20 protein-coding genes are annotated in these 19,700 nt (G+C 64.3%); 1 reads left to right on the top strand and 19 read right to left on the bottom strand.

Annotated elements, in window-relative coordinates; all coding sequences use genetic code 11:
- Positions 1 to 11 precede the first annotated feature (11 nt).
- From pyrF to BH682_RS14020, 10 genes are all read right to left on the bottom strand, one after another.
- On the bottom strand, positions 12 to 833 hold the full coding sequence (gene pyrF, locus BH682_RS14065) for an orotidine-5'-phosphate decarboxylase (protein ID WP_064075330.1): 822 nt from the start codon (positions 831 to 833) through the stop codon (positions 12 to 14).
- Positions 830 to 4,186 carry a carbamoyl-phosphate synthase large subunit gene (gene carB, locus BH682_RS14060; RefSeq protein WP_003945010.1) on the bottom strand — a complete coding sequence of 1,119 codons (3,357 nt, stop codon included), beginning with the start codon at positions 4,184 to 4,186 and terminating at the stop codon, positions 830 to 832. Before carB ends, pyrF begins: the two co-directional genes overlap by 4 nt.
- Positions 4,186 to 5,361 (bottom strand): glutamine-hydrolyzing carbamoyl-phosphate synthase small subunit, encoded by a 1,176-nt coding sequence (gene carA / locus BH682_RS14055; protein ID WP_007728009.1) that lies wholly within the window; start codon positions 5,359 to 5,361, stop codon positions 4,186 to 4,188. The genes carB and carA overlap by 1 nt, the downstream gene beginning before the upstream one ends.
- Positions 5,358 to 5,924, bottom strand: a complete 567-nt coding sequence (locus tag BH682_RS14050; RefSeq protein WP_003944773.1) for a PH-like domain-containing protein — start codon at positions 5,922 to 5,924, stop codon at positions 5,358 to 5,360. Before BH682_RS14050 ends, carA begins: the two co-directional genes overlap by 4 nt.
- A gap of 6 nt (positions 5,925 to 5,930) precedes the next feature.
- Positions 5,931 to 7,238: a dihydroorotase gene (locus BH682_RS14045; RefSeq protein ID WP_003944990.1), complete on the bottom strand. Its 1,308-nt coding sequence runs from the start codon at positions 7,236 to 7,238 to the stop codon at positions 5,931 to 5,933.
- A gap of 26 nt (positions 7,239 to 7,264) precedes the next feature.
- A complete protein-coding gene (locus tag BH682_RS14040; protein ID WP_003944883.1) occupies positions 7,265 to 8,209 on the bottom strand; it encodes an aspartate carbamoyltransferase catalytic subunit in 945 nt (314 codons plus the stop codon).
- Positions 8,206 to 8,847 (bottom strand): bifunctional pyr operon transcriptional regulator/uracil phosphoribosyltransferase PyrR, encoded by a 642-nt coding sequence (gene pyrR / locus BH682_RS14035; protein ID WP_003944977.1) that lies wholly within the window; start codon positions 8,845 to 8,847, stop codon positions 8,206 to 8,208. The genes BH682_RS14040 and pyrR overlap by 4 nt, the downstream gene beginning before the upstream one ends.
- Before the next feature lie 173 nt (positions 8,848 to 9,020).
- The gene (nusB, locus tag BH682_RS14030; protein ID WP_007728014.1) at positions 9,021 to 9,518 is read right to left on the bottom strand and encodes a transcription antitermination factor NusB; all 498 of its coding nucleotides are present in this window, start codon (positions 9,516 to 9,518) and stop codon (positions 9,021 to 9,023) included.
- The gene (efp, locus tag BH682_RS14025; RefSeq protein ID WP_003944958.1) at positions 9,519 to 10,082 is read right to left on the bottom strand and encodes an elongation factor P; all 564 of its coding nucleotides are present in this window, start codon (positions 10,080 to 10,082) and stop codon (positions 9,519 to 9,521) included.
- Positions 10,083 to 10,116: 34 nt separating this feature from the next.
- On the bottom strand, positions 10,117 to 11,211 hold the full coding sequence (locus tag BH682_RS14020; protein ID WP_003944812.1) for a M24 family metallopeptidase: 1,095 nt from the start codon (positions 11,209 to 11,211) through the stop codon (positions 10,117 to 10,119).
- 111 nt (positions 11,212 to 11,322) lie between these two features.
- On the opposite strand from BH682_RS14020, the gene BH682_RS14015 reads away from it, so the two are divergent.
- Positions 11,323 to 11,931 (top strand): B-4DMT family transporter, encoded by a 609-nt coding sequence (locus BH682_RS14015; protein WP_019748369.1) that lies wholly within the window; start codon positions 11,323 to 11,325, stop codon positions 11,929 to 11,931.
- Positions 11,932 to 12,018: 87 nt separating this feature from the next.
- On the opposite strand, the gene aroQ is transcribed toward BH682_RS14015, so the two are convergent.
- From aroQ to ruvX, 9 genes are all read right to left on the bottom strand, one after another.
- Positions 12,019 to 12,447 carry a type II 3-dehydroquinate dehydratase gene (gene aroQ / locus BH682_RS14010; protein ID WP_003944916.1) on the bottom strand — a complete coding sequence of 143 codons (429 nt, stop codon included), beginning with the start codon at positions 12,445 to 12,447 and terminating at the stop codon, positions 12,019 to 12,021.
- Positions 12,444 to 13,553 (bottom strand): 3-dehydroquinate synthase, encoded by a 1,110-nt coding sequence (gene aroB / locus BH682_RS14005; RefSeq protein ID WP_003944873.1) that lies wholly within the window; start codon positions 13,551 to 13,553, stop codon positions 12,444 to 12,446. The genes aroQ and aroB overlap by 4 nt, the downstream gene beginning before the upstream one ends.
- A gap of 25 nt (positions 13,554 to 13,578) precedes the next feature.
- The gene (locus tag BH682_RS14000; RefSeq protein WP_030536425.1) at positions 13,579 to 14,088 is read right to left on the bottom strand and encodes a shikimate kinase; all 510 of its coding nucleotides are present in this window, start codon (positions 14,086 to 14,088) and stop codon (positions 13,579 to 13,581) included.
- Positions 14,089 to 14,101: 13 nt separating this feature from the next.
- Positions 14,102 to 15,289, bottom strand: coding sequence for a chorismate synthase (gene aroC, locus BH682_RS13995; protein ID WP_063316721.1), 1,188 nt, complete (start codon positions 15,287 to 15,289; stop codon positions 14,102 to 14,104).
- A 111-nt stretch (positions 15,290 to 15,400) separates the two neighbouring features.
- Positions 15,401 to 16,099, bottom strand: a complete 699-nt coding sequence (locus BH682_RS13990; RefSeq protein ID WP_007728030.1) for a S1 family peptidase — start codon at positions 16,097 to 16,099, stop codon at positions 15,401 to 15,403.
- Between the two features lie 225 nt (positions 16,100 to 16,324).
- Entirely contained in the window at positions 16,325 to 16,948 is a 624-nt protein-coding gene (locus BH682_RS13985; protein WP_065455722.1) for a prepilin peptidase, read from the bottom strand.
- An 80-nt stretch (positions 16,949 to 17,028) separates the two neighbouring features.
- Positions 17,029 to 17,868 carry a shikimate dehydrogenase gene (locus tag BH682_RS13980; protein ID WP_007728034.1) on the bottom strand — a complete coding sequence of 280 codons (840 nt, stop codon included), beginning with the start codon at positions 17,866 to 17,868 and terminating at the stop codon, positions 17,029 to 17,031.
- Positions 17,858 to 19,168 carry an endolytic transglycosylase MltG gene (gene mltG, locus BH682_RS13975; RefSeq protein WP_075833127.1) on the bottom strand — a complete coding sequence of 437 codons (1,311 nt, stop codon included), beginning with the start codon at positions 19,166 to 19,168 and terminating at the stop codon, positions 17,858 to 17,860. The genes BH682_RS13980 and mltG overlap by 11 nt, the downstream gene beginning before the upstream one ends.
- Positions 19,165 to 19,698: a Holliday junction resolvase RuvX gene (gene ruvX / locus BH682_RS13970; protein ID WP_003944838.1), complete on the bottom strand. Its 534-nt coding sequence runs from the start codon at positions 19,696 to 19,698 to the stop codon at positions 19,165 to 19,167. The genes mltG and ruvX overlap by 4 nt, the downstream gene beginning before the upstream one ends.
- Positions 19,699 to 19,700 lie beyond the last annotated feature (2 nt).

Raw genomic sequence — 19,700 nt, 5'->3', positions numbered from 1 at the left:
TCACTCACGGATCAGTTCGCCAATGCGGCTTCGATCTCGTCTCGGTCACGCATTGCTGCCTCCCGAAGTGCCGATACCGAAGGACCATGCTTGAGCACCCCGCGGGAAGTGTTCGGCAGCAGGAGCTCGGTCGATCCCGCGAAGATGTCTGCGAGATCCGCTGCCGTCGCACCCTGCGCGCCGAGTCCCGGAGCGAGAATCGGGCCGTTGAACTGCGACAGGTCCAGACCGTGGTCCCGAGTTGCACCGACCACCAGTCCGACGGTGTCACGGCCGTCGACGTTCGCATCGACCGCAGCGTCGACGATCGACTGAGCCACGCTCACACCGTCAGTCGACGACTGTTGAAGTACGCCGCCTTCCGGATTGGAGGTTCGTGCCAGGACGAAGATCCCGCGGGCGTTCTGCCGTGCCAGTTCGAGTGTCGGAGTCAGCGCCCCGAATCCCAGGTACGGCGAAACGGTGACCGAGTCGGAGGCCAACGGCGAATCACCCAACCAGGCTTGCGCGTACGCGTCCATCGTCGAACCGATGTCACCGCGCTTGGCATCCGCGACGACCAGCGTTCCCGCATCGCGAAGAACCGAGATGGTTCGCTCCAACACGGCGAAGCCGGCGCTGCCGTAAGCCTCGAAGAACGCAACCTGCGGTTTGACCAGTCCGACCTCACCGGTGAACGCCTCGACGCAGATCTCGGCGAAAGTCTCGAGACCTTCGGCCGTACGCGGCAGTCCCCACGCGTCGAGAAGCGCGGGATGCGGGTCGATACCGACGCACAGCCGCCCCCGGTCCGCGATCGCGGACCGGAGACGATGCCCCCAACTGTGACTCACGACTGCTGTGCCGGCTGACGAAGACCTGCGTGCAATTCCTGCAGGGAGTGAACTCCGATGTCGCCGCGAATGGCTGCTTCGATGCCCTGCACGGCAGCCGAGGCGCCCTGCACCGTCGTGATGCACGGGATGTTCGACGCAACCGCTGCGCTTCGGATCTCGTAGCCGTCGACACGCGGGCCGTTGTTGCCGTACGGCGTGTTGATGACCATGGCGACCTCGCCGCTGCGGATCTGGTCGACGATGGTCTCGGCACCGGCCGGAACATCTTCACCCGACTGCTTGTACACCTGCTTGCACTCGATACCGTTGCGCCGCAAAACATCTGCGGTTCCTTCGGTGGCAAGAATGGTGAATCCGAGGTCTGCCAGGCGCTTGACCGGGAAGATCAGCGAACGCTTGTCCTTGTTGGCGACCGAGACGAACACCGCGCCCGTGGTGGGCAACGAACCGTAGGCGGCAGTCTGCGACTTGGCAAAAGCCGTACCGAAGTCGAAGTCGATTCCCATGACTTCACCGGTGGACTTCATTTCCGGGCTGAGCAAGGTATCCACGCCGGTACCGTCGGCGCGGCGGAAGCGGTTGAACGGCAACACAGCTTCCTTGACCGCGATCGGTGCACCGGCCGGGGTGTTTCCGCCGTCGCCCTTCGCCGGCAGAATGCCGCTCGCACGCAGTTCCGCGATGGATTCGCCGAGCATGACGCGGGCGCATGCCTTGGCCAGCTGGACGGCCGTCGCCTTGGACACGAACGGAACCGTGCGGCTGGCGCGGGGATTTGCTTCCAGCACGTAGAGGATGTCGTCCTTGAGGGCGTACTGGACGTTGAGCAGGCCCTTGACGCCGATGCCCTTCGCGAGAGCCTCGGTGGAGCGGCGGACGTTCTCGAGATCCGCCCGGCCCAGAGTGATGGGCGGGAGCGCACACGCCGAGTCACCGGAGTGAATGCCGGCTTCCTCGATGTGCTCCATGACACCGCCGAGGTACACCTCGGTGCCGTCACACAGAGCGTCGACGTCGATCTCGACCGCGTCTTCGAGGAAGCGGTCGACCAGGACCGGACGATCGTCGGAGATCTCCGTGGCGCGCGAGATGTAGTCGGCGAGGGAAGCCTCGTCGTAGACGATCTCCATGCCGCGACCACCGAGCACGTACGACGGACGCACCAGCACCGGGTAGCCGATACCTGCCGCGATCTCGCGGGCGCCGTCGAACGTGGTGGCGGTACCGAACTTCGGTGCAGGCAGACCGGCTTCGGTCAGTACGCGACCGAATTCGCCGCGGTCCTCCGCCAGGTCGATGGCTGCGGGGCTGGTTCCCACGATGGGGACGCCGGCAGCTTCGAGACGCTTCGCCAGTCCGAGCGGGGTCTGGCCGCCGAGCTGGACGATGACGCCGGCAACGGTGCCCGACTGCGCCTCCGCGCGGTAGACCTCGAAGACGTCCTCGAACGTCAGCGGCTCGAAGTACAGGCGATCAGCGGTGTCGTAGTCCGTGGAGACGGTCTCGGGGTTGCAGTTGACCATGACGGTCTCGTACCCGGCCTCGGACAGCGTCTGCGCCGCGTGGACACACGAGTAGTCGAACTCGATGCCCTGACCGATGCGGTTGGGGCCGGATCCGAGGATCAGAACCTTGGGTCGCTCGGTCTGCGGAGCAACTTCGGACTCGGCCTCGGGATCGAGCTCGTAGGTCGAGTAGTGGTACGGCGTCTTGGCCTCGAACTCTGCGGCGCAGGTGTCGACGGTCTTGTAGACAGGGCGCACGCCCAGCTGATCACGCAGAGCGCGAACGGCGTCCTCACCTGCGTGCGTGTCACCACCGAGTTCGGGGCGCAGAGCCGCGATCTGGCGGTCCGAGATGCCGTGGTACTTGGCCTGACGCAGGGAAGCCTCGTCGAAAGACTCTGCAGCGCGCAGCTTTTCACCGAGCTCGTGAATCTGCTGGAACTGGTCGAGGAACCACGGATCGATCTTGGTGGCGTCGAAGAGCTGCTCGACAGTTGCGCCGAGCGCGAATGCCTTCTCGATGCCGTACATGCGGCCGTCCTGCGGAACGCTCAGATCGGCGAGCAGTGCATCCAGGCTCTCCGTCTCGATGTCGGCGCCGGTCCAGTAACCCGCACGCTTGGTCTCGAGCGAACGCATGACCTTGCCGAAAGCCTCGGTGAAGTTGCGGCCGATGCTCATGGCCTCGCCCACCGACTTCATCGTGGTGGTCAGAGTTCCGTCGGCACCGGGGAACTTCTCGAAAGCGAACCGCGGAGCCTTGACGACGACGTAGTCGAGTGTCGGCTCGAAGCAAGCCGGGGTTTCCTTGGTGATGTCGTTGACGATCTCGTCGAGCGTGTAGCCGATGGCAAGCTTGGCCGCCATCTTCGCGATCGGGTAACCGGTCGCCTTCGACGCCAGAGCCGACGAGCGGGAGACACGCGGGTTCATCTCGATGACGACCAGGCGGCCGTCCTTCGGGTCCATCGCGAACTGGATGTTGCAGCCGCCGGTGTCGACGCCCACCTCTCGCAGAATGTCGATGGAAAGGTCGCGCATCGCCTGGTACTCGCGGTCGGTCAGCGTCATCGCCGGGGCGACGGTGACCGAGTCTCCGGTGTGGACACCGACCGGGTCGACGTTCTCGATGGAGCAGACGATCACGACGTTGTCGCGACTGTCACGCATGAGCTCGAGTTCGTATTCCTTCCAACCGAGGATGGATTCCTCGATCAGGACGTTCGCCGTCGGCGACGCGGCCAGACCGCCACCGGCGATGCGGTTGAGATCGTCGACGTCGTACGCCATGCCGGAACCGAGGCCGCCCATGGTGAAGGACGGACGCACGACAACCGGGTAACCGAGTTCGGCGACCGTGGCGTGTACTTCGTCCATCGTGTAGCAAACTGCGGACTTCGCGGATTCGCCACCGACCTTGGCGACGATGTCCTTGAACTTCTGGCGATCCTCGCCGCGCTGGATGGCGTCGAAGTCTGCGCCGATCAGTTCGACGTCGTACTTCTCGAGGATGCCCTGCTCGTGCAGCGCCACTGCGGCGTTGAGCGCAGTCTGACCGCCGAGCGTCGCGAGGACGGCGTCGATCTTGTTGCCCTGCAAGGCTTCCTTGGCGATGACCTTCTCGAGGAACTCGGCCGTGATCGGCTCGACGTACGTGGCGTCGGCGAACTCGGGGTCCGTCATGATGGTGGCCGGGTTGGAGTTGACCAGGCTGACGCGCAGGCCCTCCTCCTGGAGGACGCGGCAGGCCTGGGTGCCCGAGTAGTCGAACTCGCAGGCCTGACCGATGACGATCGGACCGGAGCCGATTACCAGGATGTGCTTGAGATCTGTACGGCGTGGCATTAGTTCTTGACTCCGGTTTCTTTCCGTGCGGAGAGCAGGCTGGTGAAGCGGTCGAAGAGGTACGCGGCGTCGTGCGGGCCGGCTGCCGCCTCGGGGTGGTACTGCACCGAGAAGGCCGAATCGTCCAGCAGGCGAACACCTTCGACGGCTCCGTCGTTGGCGCAGGTGTGGCTGACCACCGCGCGGCCGAACGGGGTGTCGAATTCCTGACCGGCTTCGCCTTCGAGCGCGAAGCCGTGGTTCTGAGCGGTGATCGCGATGCGACCGGTCTGATGCTCGATCACCGGGATGTTGATTCCGCGGTGGCCGAACTTCATCTTGTAGGTGCTCAGGCCCAGGGCGCGGCCCAGGATCTGGTTACCGAAGCAGATACCGAACAGTGGCAAGCCCTGTCCGATGACCTCTTTCGTGAGGTGGACTGCGCCGTCGGCGGTGGCTGGGTCACCGGGACCGTTGGAGAGGAACACTCCGTCGGCCTTCAGGTCGAGGATCTGTTCGAGACTCGCGTTGGACGGCAACACGTGGACGCGAATACCGCGCTCGGCGAACATGCGCGGGGTGTTGGTCTTGATACCGAGGTCGATGGCGGCAACCGTGTACAGCGCCTCCCCGCCCTTCGGCTCGACGACGTAGCCGCTGGTGGTGCTGACCTCACCGGCAAGATCGGCGCCGAGCATGGTCGGCTGATCCTGAACCCGTCGGACCAGTTCGTCATCGGCGGCGATGGCTTCACCGGAAAAAATTCCGGCCTTCATCGAACCGCGAGTACGCAGGTGGCGAACCAGGGCACGAGTGTCGATCCCGGCGATTCCGACGATGCCCTGCTCTTCGAGCTTGGCCTGCAGCGAACCAGTTGCACGCCAGCTCGAGGTGACGCGCGAGGGGTCACGAACGACGTACCCGGCAACCCAGATCTTCGCGCCGGCACGCTCGCCGGTCGGTCCGACCGACTCGTCGTCTTCGTCGTTCCAGCCGGTGTTGCCGATCTGCGGTGCGGTGGAGACGACGATCTGGCGGTGGTAGCTGGGATCGGTGAGCGTTTCCTGGTAGCCGGTCATTCCGGTGCTGAACACCGCTTCGCCCAGGGTCTGTCCAACCGCACCGAAGGTGGTTCCGCGGAACACCCGTCCGTCTTCGAGGACCAGTACTGCGGGGCTGTTGTCAAAGCCGCTCATGCGTTCTTTCCGTTCTGCTCGATGTCGCCAGAGCTTGCGTCTTCGTTGTCATTCGTCTTGTTCGAAGCGGTCTTGTTCGAAGCAGTCACCGGCTTGACCCAGTCCGGATAAACCGTCTTGTCGTCACCGCGCACGCCCGTGTCGATCTCGGTTCCGCTCGGCAATTCCCAGCGAATCACCAGGACGCCGTCCTTGCTCATGACCTTGCCGGCAAGACCGTTCTCCGTGCGGATCGCGCGGATCGACTTCTCCGGAATCCAGATGGCCGACGCGCCGTCACGCTCGACCAGAATTCCGCCGCTGTAGCGGCTGATCTCGCAGGTGGCGCGGAAACCGAGGTCGCCGACGGCGATTCGGTCCTGCCAACTGGGTGCGATGGTGCTGCCGACGTACAGGCCGGTGGTCGGCAGGACGAGCAGTTCACCCAGGGTTGCCGGTACCGTCGGCAGTTCGCCGATCTTGTCTTTCTGGCGTCGAGCGCGTCCACGCCAGCCGACGTACATCAGGCCGATCATCGCGACCCAGAAGATCGCCAGACCGATGATCCACAGTGCTCTGTCCATGACGCGCTACTCCTCGCTACTCCGCAGCCGCACATTCCCGTCGTGTGCGGTGATGCGGCCACGTAACAGTGTGGTCGTGACCCGAGCGGGCAATGTCATCGACTCGTACGGAGTGTTATGCGCGACACTCGCCAGGTCGGGACCGTGGACCGTCCACTCGGCCGACGGATCGACCAATGTCAGGTTCGCGGGCTCCCCCACCTCGATGGGACGGCCCTGATCGTCGAGGCCGACGATTGCCGCGGGGCGCTCGCTCATGACCCGGGCAACACCGCGCCAGTCCAGCAGGCCGGGCTGGACCATCGTCTGCACGATGATCGAGAGTGCGGTCTCGAGGCCGAGCATTCCGGGGCGAGCGGCTGCGAACTCGCAGCACTTGTCCTGCTCGGCGTGCGGAGCATGGTCGGTCGCGACGCAGTCGATGATTCCCTCGGCCAGACCTTTGCGCAGCGCGGCAACATCACTGGCCTCACGCAAGGGCGGGTTGACCTTGTTGATCGCGTCGTACGTTTCGAGCCGTGAATCGTCGAGGAGCAGGTGATGCGGGGTGACCTCGGCGGTGATCGAAATCCCTTGGCTGCGAGCCCACTTCACGAGTTCGACGGTTCCGGCGGTGGAGGCGTGGCAGATGTGAACGCGGGCGCCGGCGTCACGCGCGAGCAGTGCGTCGCGGGCCACGATCGATTCTTCGGCTGCGCGCGGCCATCCGGCCAGGCCGAGACGCGCGGCCGTGGGGCCCTCGTGGGCGACCGCACCGACGGTCAAGCGCGGCTCTTCCGCGTGCTGGGCGATCAGGACGCCCAGTGAGCTGGAGTATTCGAGCGCGCGACGCATGATCAGTGGGTCGTAGACGCAGTGGCCGTCGTCGGAGAACATCTTGACCTTGCCGACGCCTGCGGCCATGGTCGCCATCTCGGCGAGTTGCTTGCCTTCCAGGCCTGCTGTGACTGCGCCGACGGGGTGGACGTCGACGAGGCCGACTTCCTGCCCGCGTCGCCAGACGTGATCGGTGATGACCACCGAATCGGCGACGGGACTCGTGTTGGCCATCGCGAAGACCGCGGTGTATCCACCCAGAGCCGCTGCCGAGCTTCCGGTTTCGATGGTCTCGGTGTCTTCGCGGCCGGGCTCACGCAGATGTGTGTGCAGGTCCACGAAGCCGGGAAGCAGGATCTGCCCGCCGGCATCGATCACCTCGGATGCCGTGGCCGGATCGAGGTCCACGCCGATCTCGAGGATCGTGCCGTCGCCGACGAGTACGTCGGTGGGCTCACCTTCTCCGTAGATCAGGACTCCGCGGAGCAGGACACTCACGGGTGATTCTCCGTTCTCGTTTCTGGTCACAGCGCACCGTCCTCCGACCCGACCAGCAGTCGGAACAAGACAGCCATGCGCATGTGTACGCCGTTGGTAACCTGTTGCAGTACAGCAGTTTTGGAGGAATCGGCAACGGCGGATGCAATCTCCATGCCGCGCAGCATCGGGCCGGGGTGCAGGACCACCGCGTGATCGGCCAGCATCGCCAGCCGCTTCTCGGACAGGCCGTAGTTGATCGAGTACTCGCGCTGCGACGGGAAGAAGCCACCGTTCATGCGTTCGGCCTGAACCCGCAGCATCAGCACCGCGTCGAGTCCGGGCAGTTCCGCGTCGAGCGAATGCGAAACCGTGACCGGCCACGTGTGCGCACCGACCGGCAGCAGTGTCGGCGGCGCAACAAGAACAACCTCGGCACCGAGCATCGAGAGCAGCAGTGCGTTGGAGCGGGCGACACGGCTGTGCAGGATGTCGCCGACGATGGCGATCCGCTTGCCCTCGATGTCGCCGAGACGCTGGCGAAGGGTCAAAGCGTCGAGAAGCGCCTGAGTGGGGTGCTCGTGCGTGCCGTCACCTGCGTTGATGACTGCCGGGCCACCGTCGTCGGCCGCTCCGGTCCACTTTGCGATCTGGTGGGCGGCGCCCGAAGCCGGGTGGCGCACGATGAGTGCGTCGGCACCGGCCGCGCGCAGGGTCATCGCGGTATCGCGCAGGGATTCACCTTTGGACACCGAGGAACTGGATGCGCTGACATTGATGACGTCGGCACTCATCCATTTGCCTGCCACCTCGAAAGACACCCGGGTGCGCGTCGAGTTCTCGAAGAACACCGTCATGACCGTGCGTCCGCGCAGCGTCGGGAGCTTGCGTACCTCTCGTCCCAGAAGTGCCTGCTCGAACCGTTCTGCCTCGTCGAGAAGTTCTACCGCGGACTCACGATCGAGGTCCGCGATGGAAAGTAAGTGCTTCACGCGCTCTTACCCCCGGAGATGACTACCGCTTCCCTGCCGTCGTGCTCCTGGAGGAGAACCTTGACGTCCTCGGACCTCGCGGTCGGGACGTTCTTGCCGACGTAGTCGGCGCGCAGCGGGAGTTCGCGGTGACCACGATCCACGAGCACTGCGAGTTGGACCGCGCGGGGGCGGCCCAGATCGCGCAACGCGTCGAGTGCCGAGCGCACGGTGCGACCGGAGAAGAGGACGTCGTCCACGAGAACGACCAGCGCATTGTCGACGCCACCCTCGGGGACGGACGTGCGCTCGAGCGGGCGGTGCGGCTTGTTCCGGAGATCGTCGCGGTAGAGGGTGATGTCGAGAGATCCGATGGGAAGACGCACACCGGAGAATTCTTCGATCTTGGCGCGCAGTCGCGTGGCGAGGGTGGTTCCACGCGTCGGGATACCGATCAGGACCACACGAGGGGCAGTTCCCTCGGGTCCGTCGAGTGCGGTCTTCTCGATGATCTCGTGAGCGATCCGCGCGATGGTCCGGCCCACATCCTGGGCGGACAACAATTCGCGGGTTTCGCTACCTGCCTCGGCACCGACCGGCGCCTTCGAGTTACCTGGACCTGCAAGATCGGATGGGCGAGACCCTTCGGGCACGCTCATGCAGCGACCTCCTTCTCCGCCTCACTGGACGGATCGTTAAAGGATGTCTGACGGTCCCCACCCTATCAGCCGACAGACCTGATCCCGCCGTGCGAGCAGCGACTCCGACCGGTTGTGTGCAGACACACAACGCGCTCGGTGACACTCGCACGGCGGTGGTGGAACAAAACTTGCTACTCGGTACCCGAATCCGATTCCTGCGCGCGCTGGGAGGTCGCGGCCGCAGCCGATCGAACCTGCGGCGCAACGAGAACGACCTGGCCGAGGATTCCGTTGACGAATCCCGGAGAGTCGTCCGTCGAGAGCTGCTTCGCGAGTTCGACGGCCTCGTCCACGGCGACAACCGGCGGAACGTCCGTCGCGTGGAAGAGCTCCCACACGGCGATACGCAGAATCGCACGGTCGACGGCGGGCAGACGCTCGAGCGTCCAGTCCTGCAGATGCGAGGAGATGACCTGATCGATCCGGTCCAGATTCTCCGCAACGCCGGACACCAACGTGACGGTGTAGGCCGCGACGGGTGCTACCGCGTCGTCCTTGACGGACAGATCGGAACGCTCCGACGCCAGTGCGACCGGATCGAGGTCACGTGCCTCGGCTTCGAAGAGGAAGTCGACGGCACGCTTGCGCGCCTTGTGGCGTGCACCGAGTTTCTTATGTGTGCCGGACACTCAGGAATTCACACGCCCGAGGTAGTTGCCGTCACGAGAATCGACCTTGAGCTTGTCACCGGTGTTGATGAAGAGCGGGACGTTGATCTCGGCACCGGTCTCGAGGGTCGCAGGCTTGGTGCCGCCGGTGGAGCGGTCGCCCTGCAGGCCCGGATCGGTGTGCTTGACGACGAGCTCGACGGTGACCGGAAGCTCGACGAAGAGGGGAACGTCTTCGTGGGTCGCGACCTGGACTGCCATGTTCTCGAGCAGGAAACGCGACTGGTCGCCGACGGTGGATTCGCTGATCGACACCTGGTCGTAGGTGTCGCCGTCCATGAAGATGTAGTCGCTGCCGTCGTGGTACAGGTACGTCATGTCACGACGGTCGACCGTGGCGGTCTCGACCTTCACACCGGCGTTGAACGTCTTGTCCACTACCTTGCCCGAGAGCACGTTCTTGAGCTTGGTGCGCACGAAGGCAGGGCCCTTGCCGGGCTTGACGTGCTGGAACTCGATGATCGTCCACAGCTGGCCTTCGATCTGCAGAACCAGACCATTCTTGAAATCACTGGTGGAAGCCACTTGCTTCGCGTCTCCTAGGGGTCGGGAAACCGTCTCAGACGACGGTAAGGTCTTTTGCGGTCAGTGTGAGCAGCTCTGGCCCCTGCTCACGAACAACGAGCGTGTCCTCGATCCGTACACCTCCGCGCCCGGAGAAGTACACGCCCGGCTCGACGGTCACCGCCGCGCCGGAAAGAAGTGTACCGGTGCCGAGCTTGCCGATCCCCGGTGCTTCGTGGATTTCGAGCCCCACACCGTGGCCGAGGCCGTGCAGGAACAACTCGCCGTAGCCTGCATCGTCGATCACCGCACGGGCGACGGCGTCGACTGCCGCACATTCGACACCCGGCGCGAGCGCGTCGCAACCGGCAGCTTGCGAACGCGCGACGAGCTCGTAGATCTCCCGTTGCCAATCGGAAACGGACTCGAGCACGTAGGTCCGTGTCATGTCCGAGTGGTACCCACCGACCTGGGCTCCGAAGTCGAGTTTGACGAAGTCACCCGACGCCAGGATCGCGTCGGTCGGTCGGTGATGCGGAATCGCCGAGTTGGCGCCGGCCGCCACGATCGTCTCGAAGGAAATACCGTCCGCCCCGTTGTCGAGCATCAGATTTTCCAGCTCGCGGCCGACCTCTCGTTCCGTTCGGCCAGGTCGCAGACCGCCGCGAGCGATCAACTGCGCCAACGCGACATCGGCTGCGGTGCACGCGGCTCGCAACAACTCCACCTCGTACTCGTCCTTGACCATGCGCAACTGTTCGACGAGTCCGCTCACCGGTTCGAACCGGATCTTCGGCGCTGCTTCGGTCCAAGCCCGATGTTCGGCGAACGTCGCCACATGTGACTCGAACGCGAGAACGGGCGCCGTGGACTTCTCGATCAAGTGCGCAGCACTCGAACGGGCGATTTCGGCCCGAAGGTCCGGCACCTGCTCTGACACCTGCGTCACGTAGCGGCCGTCGGTGCAGATCACCGTCTCACGCTCGTCGGACGCTGAATCGGATGCACTGACGACGAGCGCCGCATTGGAACCGGTGAAACCGGTGAGGTATCTGATGTTGAGGAGATCTGTGACGAGAATCGCGTCGAGTTCGCGCTCCGAGAGGAGGCGTCTGAGGGATTCACGGCGTGTTCTGAAGTCGACCGGCATCCCTCGAACCTACCGCCCGCGCAGACCTGCCGATCAACTCGAAACTCGCGGTTACAGCAATAAGTGTGGGTTAGGCCACAAGGTGTAATGGGTTCTAGTTAGGCTGTACCCATGAATGCGTGGTTGGTACGTGGCCTCGGCATGGCCCTGATACATGTTGTGTTTCGTGCGTTGCTCGGTGCAGCGATCGCACAGTGGCCACTTCAGGGGTCCACCCTGCGCTGGCTGTCCCTGTTGATCGTCATCGTCTTCGCCGCGATCTGGGGTGGTATCGACGGCATTCGTGACCGCCGGAACTTCCCCGAACCCGAGGACGGCGCCGATCTGACCATGCTGTGGCTCAAGGCCGCATTGGTCGGCGGGTTCGTCGCCGGCGCTGCCAGCTGGGCACTCAGCCTCGTCCCCTCCCTCGAACTGACCCAGCAGGGCTTGTTCTTCGAGGTGACCTCCGGTGCGGCGTTCACGATCCTTCTCATCTTCGTCCCCGCCATGATCGCCATCACTGTCGGACGCTTCTTCGTCAGCCGTGAACAGCGCAAGAACGGAACAGCTCCGCAGACCCCGTCCCATGAGCGTCACCACGAACCGGTGCCCGTCAGCGAGGGCTATGACTCCCCCACCGAGCAGCACGCATACAGCGGAGCCGCCATGTCCGTCGAGGAATCCGACGCCGATACCGCGGTCTTCCCGGCGATCGATCTGGGCAAGCGCGAGCAGTAACGCCCGCCGTCCACACAACCGAATGCGGCCCCGAGGATATTTTCCTCGGGGCCGCATTCGTGTGGCTGTTTTTTCGACTTCCCTCGTTCAGCCTCGCTCGGCGAGGAACCTGATCGCAAGCGGATACGCGGCGACGCCGAGTCCGACGATCACTCCGGTCGCAATCGGACTCAGGTAGGAGTGGTGCCGAAACTCTTCTCGCGCATGAACGTTCGAGATGTGGACCTCGACGAGACCTGCGGTCAGTTCGGCGCATGCATCTCGCAGGACCACCGACGTGTGCGTCAAGCCACCGGCATTGAGGATCACCGGTTCCCCCGCGTCCGCCGCGTCGTGGATCCAACCGAGCAGATCGCCTTCGTGATCGCTCTGACGGACGATCACCTCGACGCCGAGCTCCTTGCCTGCCGCGACGCACAATTCGATCAGATCGTCGTGTGTGGTCGCGCCGTAGACCTCGGGCTGACGCTTACCCAGACGCCCCAGATTGGGTCCGTTGACGACGTTGATCCTCACAGCAGGACCGTTCCGCCGGCCGGCCGCGCATCGCGGGCAATCGCGGAGTACGCCGCAACCAGCAGACTCGGATCCGGCCCCTCGAGGCGACCCGGCTTGGCCAGTCCGTCGAGGACCACGAAACGCAGCAGCCCGGCACGGTTCTTCTTGTCGGTCTGCATTCCCTTCATCAGATCGCCGAACGCATCACCGTCGTACGACGTCGGCAGCCCGACGAGATCGAGGATCGACTTGTGACGATCCGCGGTGGCGTCGTCGAGTCGGCCCGCGAGCCGTCCGAGTTCGGCAGCGAAGACCAGGCCGACGGAGACAGCGGCACCGTGGCGCCACTTGTAGCGCTCACGACGTTCGATCGCGTGGCCGAGGGTGTGGCCGTAGTTGAGGATTTCGCGCAGATCCGACTCGCGCAGATCCGCGGCCACGACCTTGGCCTTGACCTCTACGGAGCGCCGAATCAACTCGGGCAGAACAGTTCCCGACGGATCGAGAGCTGCCTTGGGATCGGCTTCGATGAGATCCAGGATCACCGGATCGGCGATGAATCCGGTCTTGATGACCTCGGCCATGCCGGCAACGATCTCGTTGTGCGGCACAGTCTCGAGCGTCGCGAGATCGATGAATACCGCTCCGGGTTCGTGGAACGAACCGACGAGGTTCTTGCCCGCTTCGGTGTTGATACCGGTCTTGCCGCCCACTGCTGCATCGACCATCGCGAGCAAGGTGGTGGGGACGTGAACTACCTTGACACCGCGCATCCACGTAGCCGCGACGAAGCCGGTGAGGTCGGTCGCCGCTCCCCCGCCCAAACTCATGATCGCATCGCTGCGAGTCAGGCCGATCCGGCCGAGCACGTCCCAGCAGAAGCCCGCGACGGCAAGATCCTTACCGTCCTCGGCGTCGGGGATTTCGATGCGGTGAGCGTCGATTCCCTTCTCCGCCAATGCAGCCCGTACAGCCTCCGCGGTCTCTGCCAGCGGCGGCTGATGGAAGATCGCGACAGTGCGCGCGCCGTCGAACTCGGCAACGAGATCACCGAGCAGGCCGCGGCCGATCACGACCGGGTAAGGACTTGCGGTCTTCACCTCTACACGTACGGGTTCGGTCACTGCTCCACTACTCCGCTCCGGTTGTTCATTTGTCTTGAAGTTTCGACACCAGTTGCCCGACGACACGCGCCGGACTTCGGCCGTCGGTCCGAATCCGAATCGTGGCCGAACGCCGGTACAGCGGACGACGACGCCTCATCAACTCCTGGTACTTGACCTTGGGATCTCCGCCGGCCAGCAGCGGGCGATGATTGTTCGCCCCCGTGCGGCGAAGCCCTTCGGCGACACTGATCTCGAGGTAGATGACCGTGTGCCCCTGGAGCAGTTCGCGCGTGCGATCGGAGAGGATCGCACCACCGCCGAGCGAGACGATTCCGTCAGTGGCCTGCAACGCTTCGCGAACCACCGATTCCTCGATTTCACGAAACCGAGGCTCTCCGTCATGGGTGAAGATCTCCGGGATCGTCCTACCCGTGGTCCGTTCGATCTCGGCGTCGGTATCGACCAACTCGAGTTCGAGTGCCTGCGCGAGACGTCGACCGATGGTCGATTTGCCGGCACCGGGCGGACCGATGAGTACAGCCTTCGGCTTCATCGATACGTGAGTCCTATCGAGGCGGTCGGGCTGCGATGCCCTCGGCGTAACGACGGTAGTTGGCAGTGGTTTCAGCAATGGAATCACCACCGAACTTTTCGAGTGCGGCCTGAGCCACGACGAGCGCGACCATCGACTCGGCGACGACGCCGGCGGCCGGAACCGCGCACACGTCGCTGCGCTGGTGGATGGCAACCGCTTCCTCGCCGCTCTCCATGTCGACCGTCGCCAGAGCGCGCGGAACCGTCGAGATCGGCTTCATCGCGGCGCGAACTCGAAGAGCCTCACCATTGGTCATGCCACCTTCGATTCCGCCTGCGCGGTTCGTGGAGCGCACGATGCCGTCCGGGCCCGGACGGATCTCGTCGTGAGCTTCGCTGCCACGACGGCGCGCGGTCTCGAAGCCGTCGCCGACCTCGACACCCTTGATGGCCTGAATTCCCATGAGAGCAGCAGCAAGTCGTGAATCGAGACGCTCGGCGCCGCTGACGAAAGTGCCGAGTCCGACCGGCAGGCCGTGGATGACGACCTCCACGACGCCACCGAGGGTGTCGCCGTCCTTCTTCGCCGATTCGATTTCGGCGATCATCGACTCTTCTGCAGCCTTGTCGAATGCGCGGACCGGGCTCGCATCGATCGCGTCGAGATCCTTGCCCGCCGGCACGGGGCCGACGTACGGCTCGGAAGCACCGATGGAAATAACGTGTGAAACGACCTCGGCACCGAATACCTGACGCAGGAAGGACCGTGCGACGGTTCCAGCGGCTACGCGGGCCGCGGTCTCGCGAGCGCTGGCACGCTCGAGGACGGGACGCGCGTCGTTGAAGCCGTACTTGAGCATGCCGCTGTAATCGGCGTGTCCGGGACGCGGGCGCGTCAACGGGGCATTGCGAGCCTGATCGGCGAGCAGGTCCGGGTCGACCGGGTCGGCGGACATGATGGTTTCCCACTTGGGCCACTCGGTGTTGCCGATCTCGATTGCCACGGGGCCACCGAGCGTAAATCCGTGGCGGACACCGCCGATGATGGTGACCTTGTCGGCCTCGAACTTCATCCGTGCGCCACGGCCGTAACCGAGTCGACGACGGGCAAGTTCGGACGAGATGGCCTCAGAGGTCACTTCGACCCCCGCGACCATGCCCTCGAGCATCGCGACGAGGGCGGGACCATGGGATTCTCCGGCAGTTATCCAACGCAGCACGCCGACCATCTTTCCACGTCGCAGACCTCAGTTGTCACAGTGGTCCTCCCGGTGAACACAGATGGCCCACACGCACGAGGCGTGTGGGCCATCTCAGAGGTACCTGTGGGTCTAGAACAGGCGGAATCCTCCACCGTTTGCGTTGATGTCAGCCAAACCGATGTTGATGTCCGCCGAGTTGTCGGGAGCGTGGAACGGCGGCGGAAGCGGCTCGAAGCAGTACGGCGGGTAGCCGTTGCTGATCAAGCCCACCAGGCGGTCACCGACGACGAGCGGTCCACCGGAATCACCGGGAATCGAGCACGTGTGCTCGACGATCTCACCGTAGACGGAGTCGTAGCCCCAGGTGATACCGCACGTGTTGCCGGTCGAACGGCCTTCCTTGCACACGATCGTGCCCGGTGCCGGCGGGGCGCCGATTCCGTTGATCGTCGTGCCGCCGACGGTACGCAGCGGAGCTACCTTGGCGTCGTCGAGATCGATCACGGCGATGTCCGAGACCGGGCTCGAGTAAGAGAACCGACCGATGGGTCCGGCCTCGGGCAGGTACTCGGCGAACACCCGGTCCCCGACAACTCCGCAGTGTCCGGCGGTGAGTGCCACGAGAGAACCGGCGTTGTCGTAGCCGACCGCGGTCAACGTGCATGCTGCAACTCGGTCAGGATCGGAGTGATCCACGTCCGGCAGCAGGATTCCTGAGCCCCCGCCCAGTGCCACCGATGAAGGTGCAGGCGCGGCGCCGGCGACGCCCGCTCCTGCAGCCACAGCCGCCAAACAGGCTGCCGCAGCGACGAAAAGCCTTGTGCGCATAGGTTCCCCCGATAATCGAGTGCGAAACGAGATTCGTTTTGTCCCATTTCCGAAACCTCAGTGAACGTCAGGGTGTGGACATTCGGCAAGTCCGACTCGCCGCATACTGGGACCGCGCGCTGGCAATACCCGCATTTATGAAACCGACGGTTACGTCTTTCCTGCAGTTCACCGTCCGTCGTTGAACGGTCAATAACGCCAGACTTCTCGCGGATGTTGCACTCGTCACGTCAGCCAGGCAAACGCAATCGAACCGCAGGCTGCCAGGCACATCGAGGGTCCGTGCGCAATGGGCGAATTGTGGGCTACCGGCCCTCGTCTACGCAGTTCCAGCGCGGTGCCCAGCGTTGCGGTGAGCACCGACGCAGACACCAACGACCACAGCCAGGCGTCCGCTCCCACCAATCCGGTCACGGCGCCCAGAGGAAGCGAGAGCTTCACATCGCCGACGCCCATGGAACCAGGCGACATCACGTGCGCCAGGAGGTGGATTCCGGCGAGCAGTGCCGACCCCACCACCGCCACCCACACCGTTCCCGACACCGTCGCGTAGACCATCACGACGGCGTAGCCCGGCAGCGTGAAACTGTTGGGCAGCCGACGCACAGCCAGGTCGACAGTCGAGATCGCGACGCACCACCACACCACGGCGAGACCGGAAAGTAACTGCACCACCGAGGTATTCAGCGCACCGACGACAACCCAGCCTGTTGCGACGGCGCACTGCGGCACACAACAGAAAGTCACGACTGGTCGATAACCGTGTCGCCGCAACCAATTGTCGACGATCGCCCGAGCACCGAAACCAGCGATTACCCCAGCGCCTGCCAAGACCACCAACATCCACATGGTTTCGAGCTTGGCGTCTGCCGTTCACCAGCGGCAGACTACGAATCGTCTTGTGGACTACCTCGACACTGTGAACAGACCTAAGCGATAGCGGCTGCCATCGCCTCTCGCGGAGCGGGCTTGCCCGTGAACTGCTCTACCTGCCCGAAGGCCTGATTGAGCAACATCTCGAGGCCACCGATCACCGTGCCACCGGCCGCCTCGACAACCAAAGCAAGTGGCGTCGGCCAGGGGTTGTAGATCGCGTCGAGGACAAATCGCGCCTTCCCCAATTGCTGGGCAAAGGGCGCTGCCGCTTCCGCGGGAACGGTACTGACCAAGACCGAGGATTCGGCGCAGATCCCGCCTAGCCGTGCGTCGTCGAAGGCGACCAGATCAATGTCCAACCCGACCGCGCCGCCGCATTCGATGGCACCGGATGCGCGCCCCGGATCACGCGCGACCACGGTGACCGTCCGAACTCCCATGTCGGCCAACGCGACCAATGCCGGCCGCGCGGTGCCGCCCGCGCCGACAACTACCGCCGAAGTGCCGCTGAGATCGCCGACACCGCCGGCGATCAACGCACCGCTGACTCCGTCGACGTCCGTGCAGTCGGCACGCCAACCGCCGTCGATGCGAACCAGGGTGTTGGCCGAGCCGATGGTCACCGCTCGCGGTGTGCGTTCGGTGGCATATTCGAGTGCTGCGATCTTGCCCGGCATCGTCACCGAGAGGCCGATCCATTCGGGGCCGAGTGAGTCGACGAGGGCAGGCAACTGCTCGCCGGTGCATTCGATCCGCTCGTAGGTCCAATCGCTCAGCCCCAAAGCCGCGTACGCCGCAAGATGCAGCAACGGGGACTTCGAGTGAGCGATCGGGCTTCCGAGAACTGCCGCCTTACGTGGCGTCGCGAGCGAAGTCGCGGTACTACCGTCCACTGTCGAGAATCCCACTTTGCTGTGCCAGTTCGATGTTGGCCAAATGCTCCTCGTAGCTCTTGGTGAAGAGCGTCTGGCCTTCCTTGTTGATCGTGACGAAGTACAACCAGTCACCGGCCGCCGGCGATTCCACGGCCTTCAGCGCGTCGATGCTCGGCGAAGCGATGGGCGTTGCAGGCAGACCCGGCATTGCGTACGTGTTCCACGGCGTGACGCGCTCACGGTCGGCATCCGTGGTTGCGACCTCGGTGGTGTCGAGTGAGTAGTTGACCGTGGAGTCGAACTGCAGAGGCTGATCGACTGCGAGTCGGTTGACGATCACCCGCGCGACCTTGGCCATGTCAGCGGGCAACGCCTCACGCTCGACCAGCGACGCTGCCACCAACAACTGGTACGGAGACATTCCGACCCCGCTGCCGGCTGTCAGAATTCCCGTGGCCTCGTACTTGGAGGCGCTACCCTCGACCAACGACCGCAGGATCTCGGTCGGTGTCGCAGTGGGATCGAAATCCCAACTGCTGGCGGCGATCAGGCCTTCGAGCTGACGGTCCTTGTCCGGCACGCTCTTGACCGACGACATCGCCCATTCGGGCACGCCGAGCGAAGCCAGATCGGAAGATGCTCCCGCAGTGTTCAATTCGTCTGTCGAGACACATTTCTGAGCGGAAACCGGGCCGACACAACTCGCCTCGGAAATGAGGTTGTAGATGCCCTTCTTGAGCGAGCCGGTCTGCGCGTCCGAACTGTCGTGCAGCTGACGCCCTTCGGCGATGACAACACTGCCGACTCGGGAGTCCGGGGCAACCAAGGTGTCGAGTGCGCTCGCGGCGCTACTCTGCACCGGCACCTGGTAGAAGCCGGGTTGCACCTTCTGGATCTCAGACGGATTGGCGATCGCCGCGTTGTAGAAAGCAGCGGAACTCGCGACGACGTTCTTCGCCTCGAGCGTCGCACCGATCTCCGATGCAGTTTCTCCACTGTTGATCTGGATGACCACGGGTGCGCCGCCGGGGCCGGCAAAATCCTCCGCGGTCTTGTTGCGATCCATGTACCAGAGAGCGCCGTATGCACCGACACCGAGGACTGCGATCACCAACACCAGCAGGGCGAGAACGCCGACCTTCTTGCCACGCTTGGCGCGCTTGTTGCGCGCTTCGCGTTGCTTGCGTGCCTCGGCTCGCGACATATGCGGCGGATCGATGTTCTGCGGCAGTGCACGCATGACCATGGTCTCGTCGTTGTCGAAGTCGAACGAACTGGTGGGCCGGCTTCCGCCGCCCTCATCCCACCGCGCGTTCACAGATCGCCCTCCAGTGCAGCGTCCTTCGACGACTCCCCTGGTTTCACAGCTCTACTCCGCTCGTCCAGCCAGCCTTGCAGGATTTCCACCGCCGCAGCCTGATCGATCATCGGTCGCTGGCCGCGTGCCTTGACTCCACTTTCGCGGAGATTGCGCGCAGCCGTGACGGTCGTCAGTCGTTCGTCGGACAGTCTCACCGGGATCGGTTCGACGGCCCGCTGCAGTCGTTTGGCGAATGCAGTCGCGATACCGGCGGCCTTACCTTGCTCACCGCGCAGCGTCTGTGGCAGTCCGACGATAACCTCAACGGCCTCGTATTCGGACACGATGGCGATAATGCGCCGGATATCCGGCGCGTCGGGCCCACGCTCCTTCGAGCGTGGAACCGTTTCCACCGGTGTCGCGAGGATGCCGTCGGGGTCGCTGGACGCGACGCCGATGCGAACACTGCCCACGTCGATGGCGATGCGCCGCCCGCGACCAGGGTCGTCGATGCCGGGGCGATCGGGACCCTGTTGCGTAGCCACCACCG

It is taken from the genome of Rhodococcus sp. YL-1 (assembly GCF_001942025.1).
GTDB lineage: Bacteria > Actinomycetota > Actinomycetes > Mycobacteriales > Mycobacteriaceae > Rhodococcus_F > Rhodococcus_F qingshengii.
Note: the sequence above shows the minus strand (reverse complement) of the source record. Positions and strands in the feature narration are given on the sequence as shown.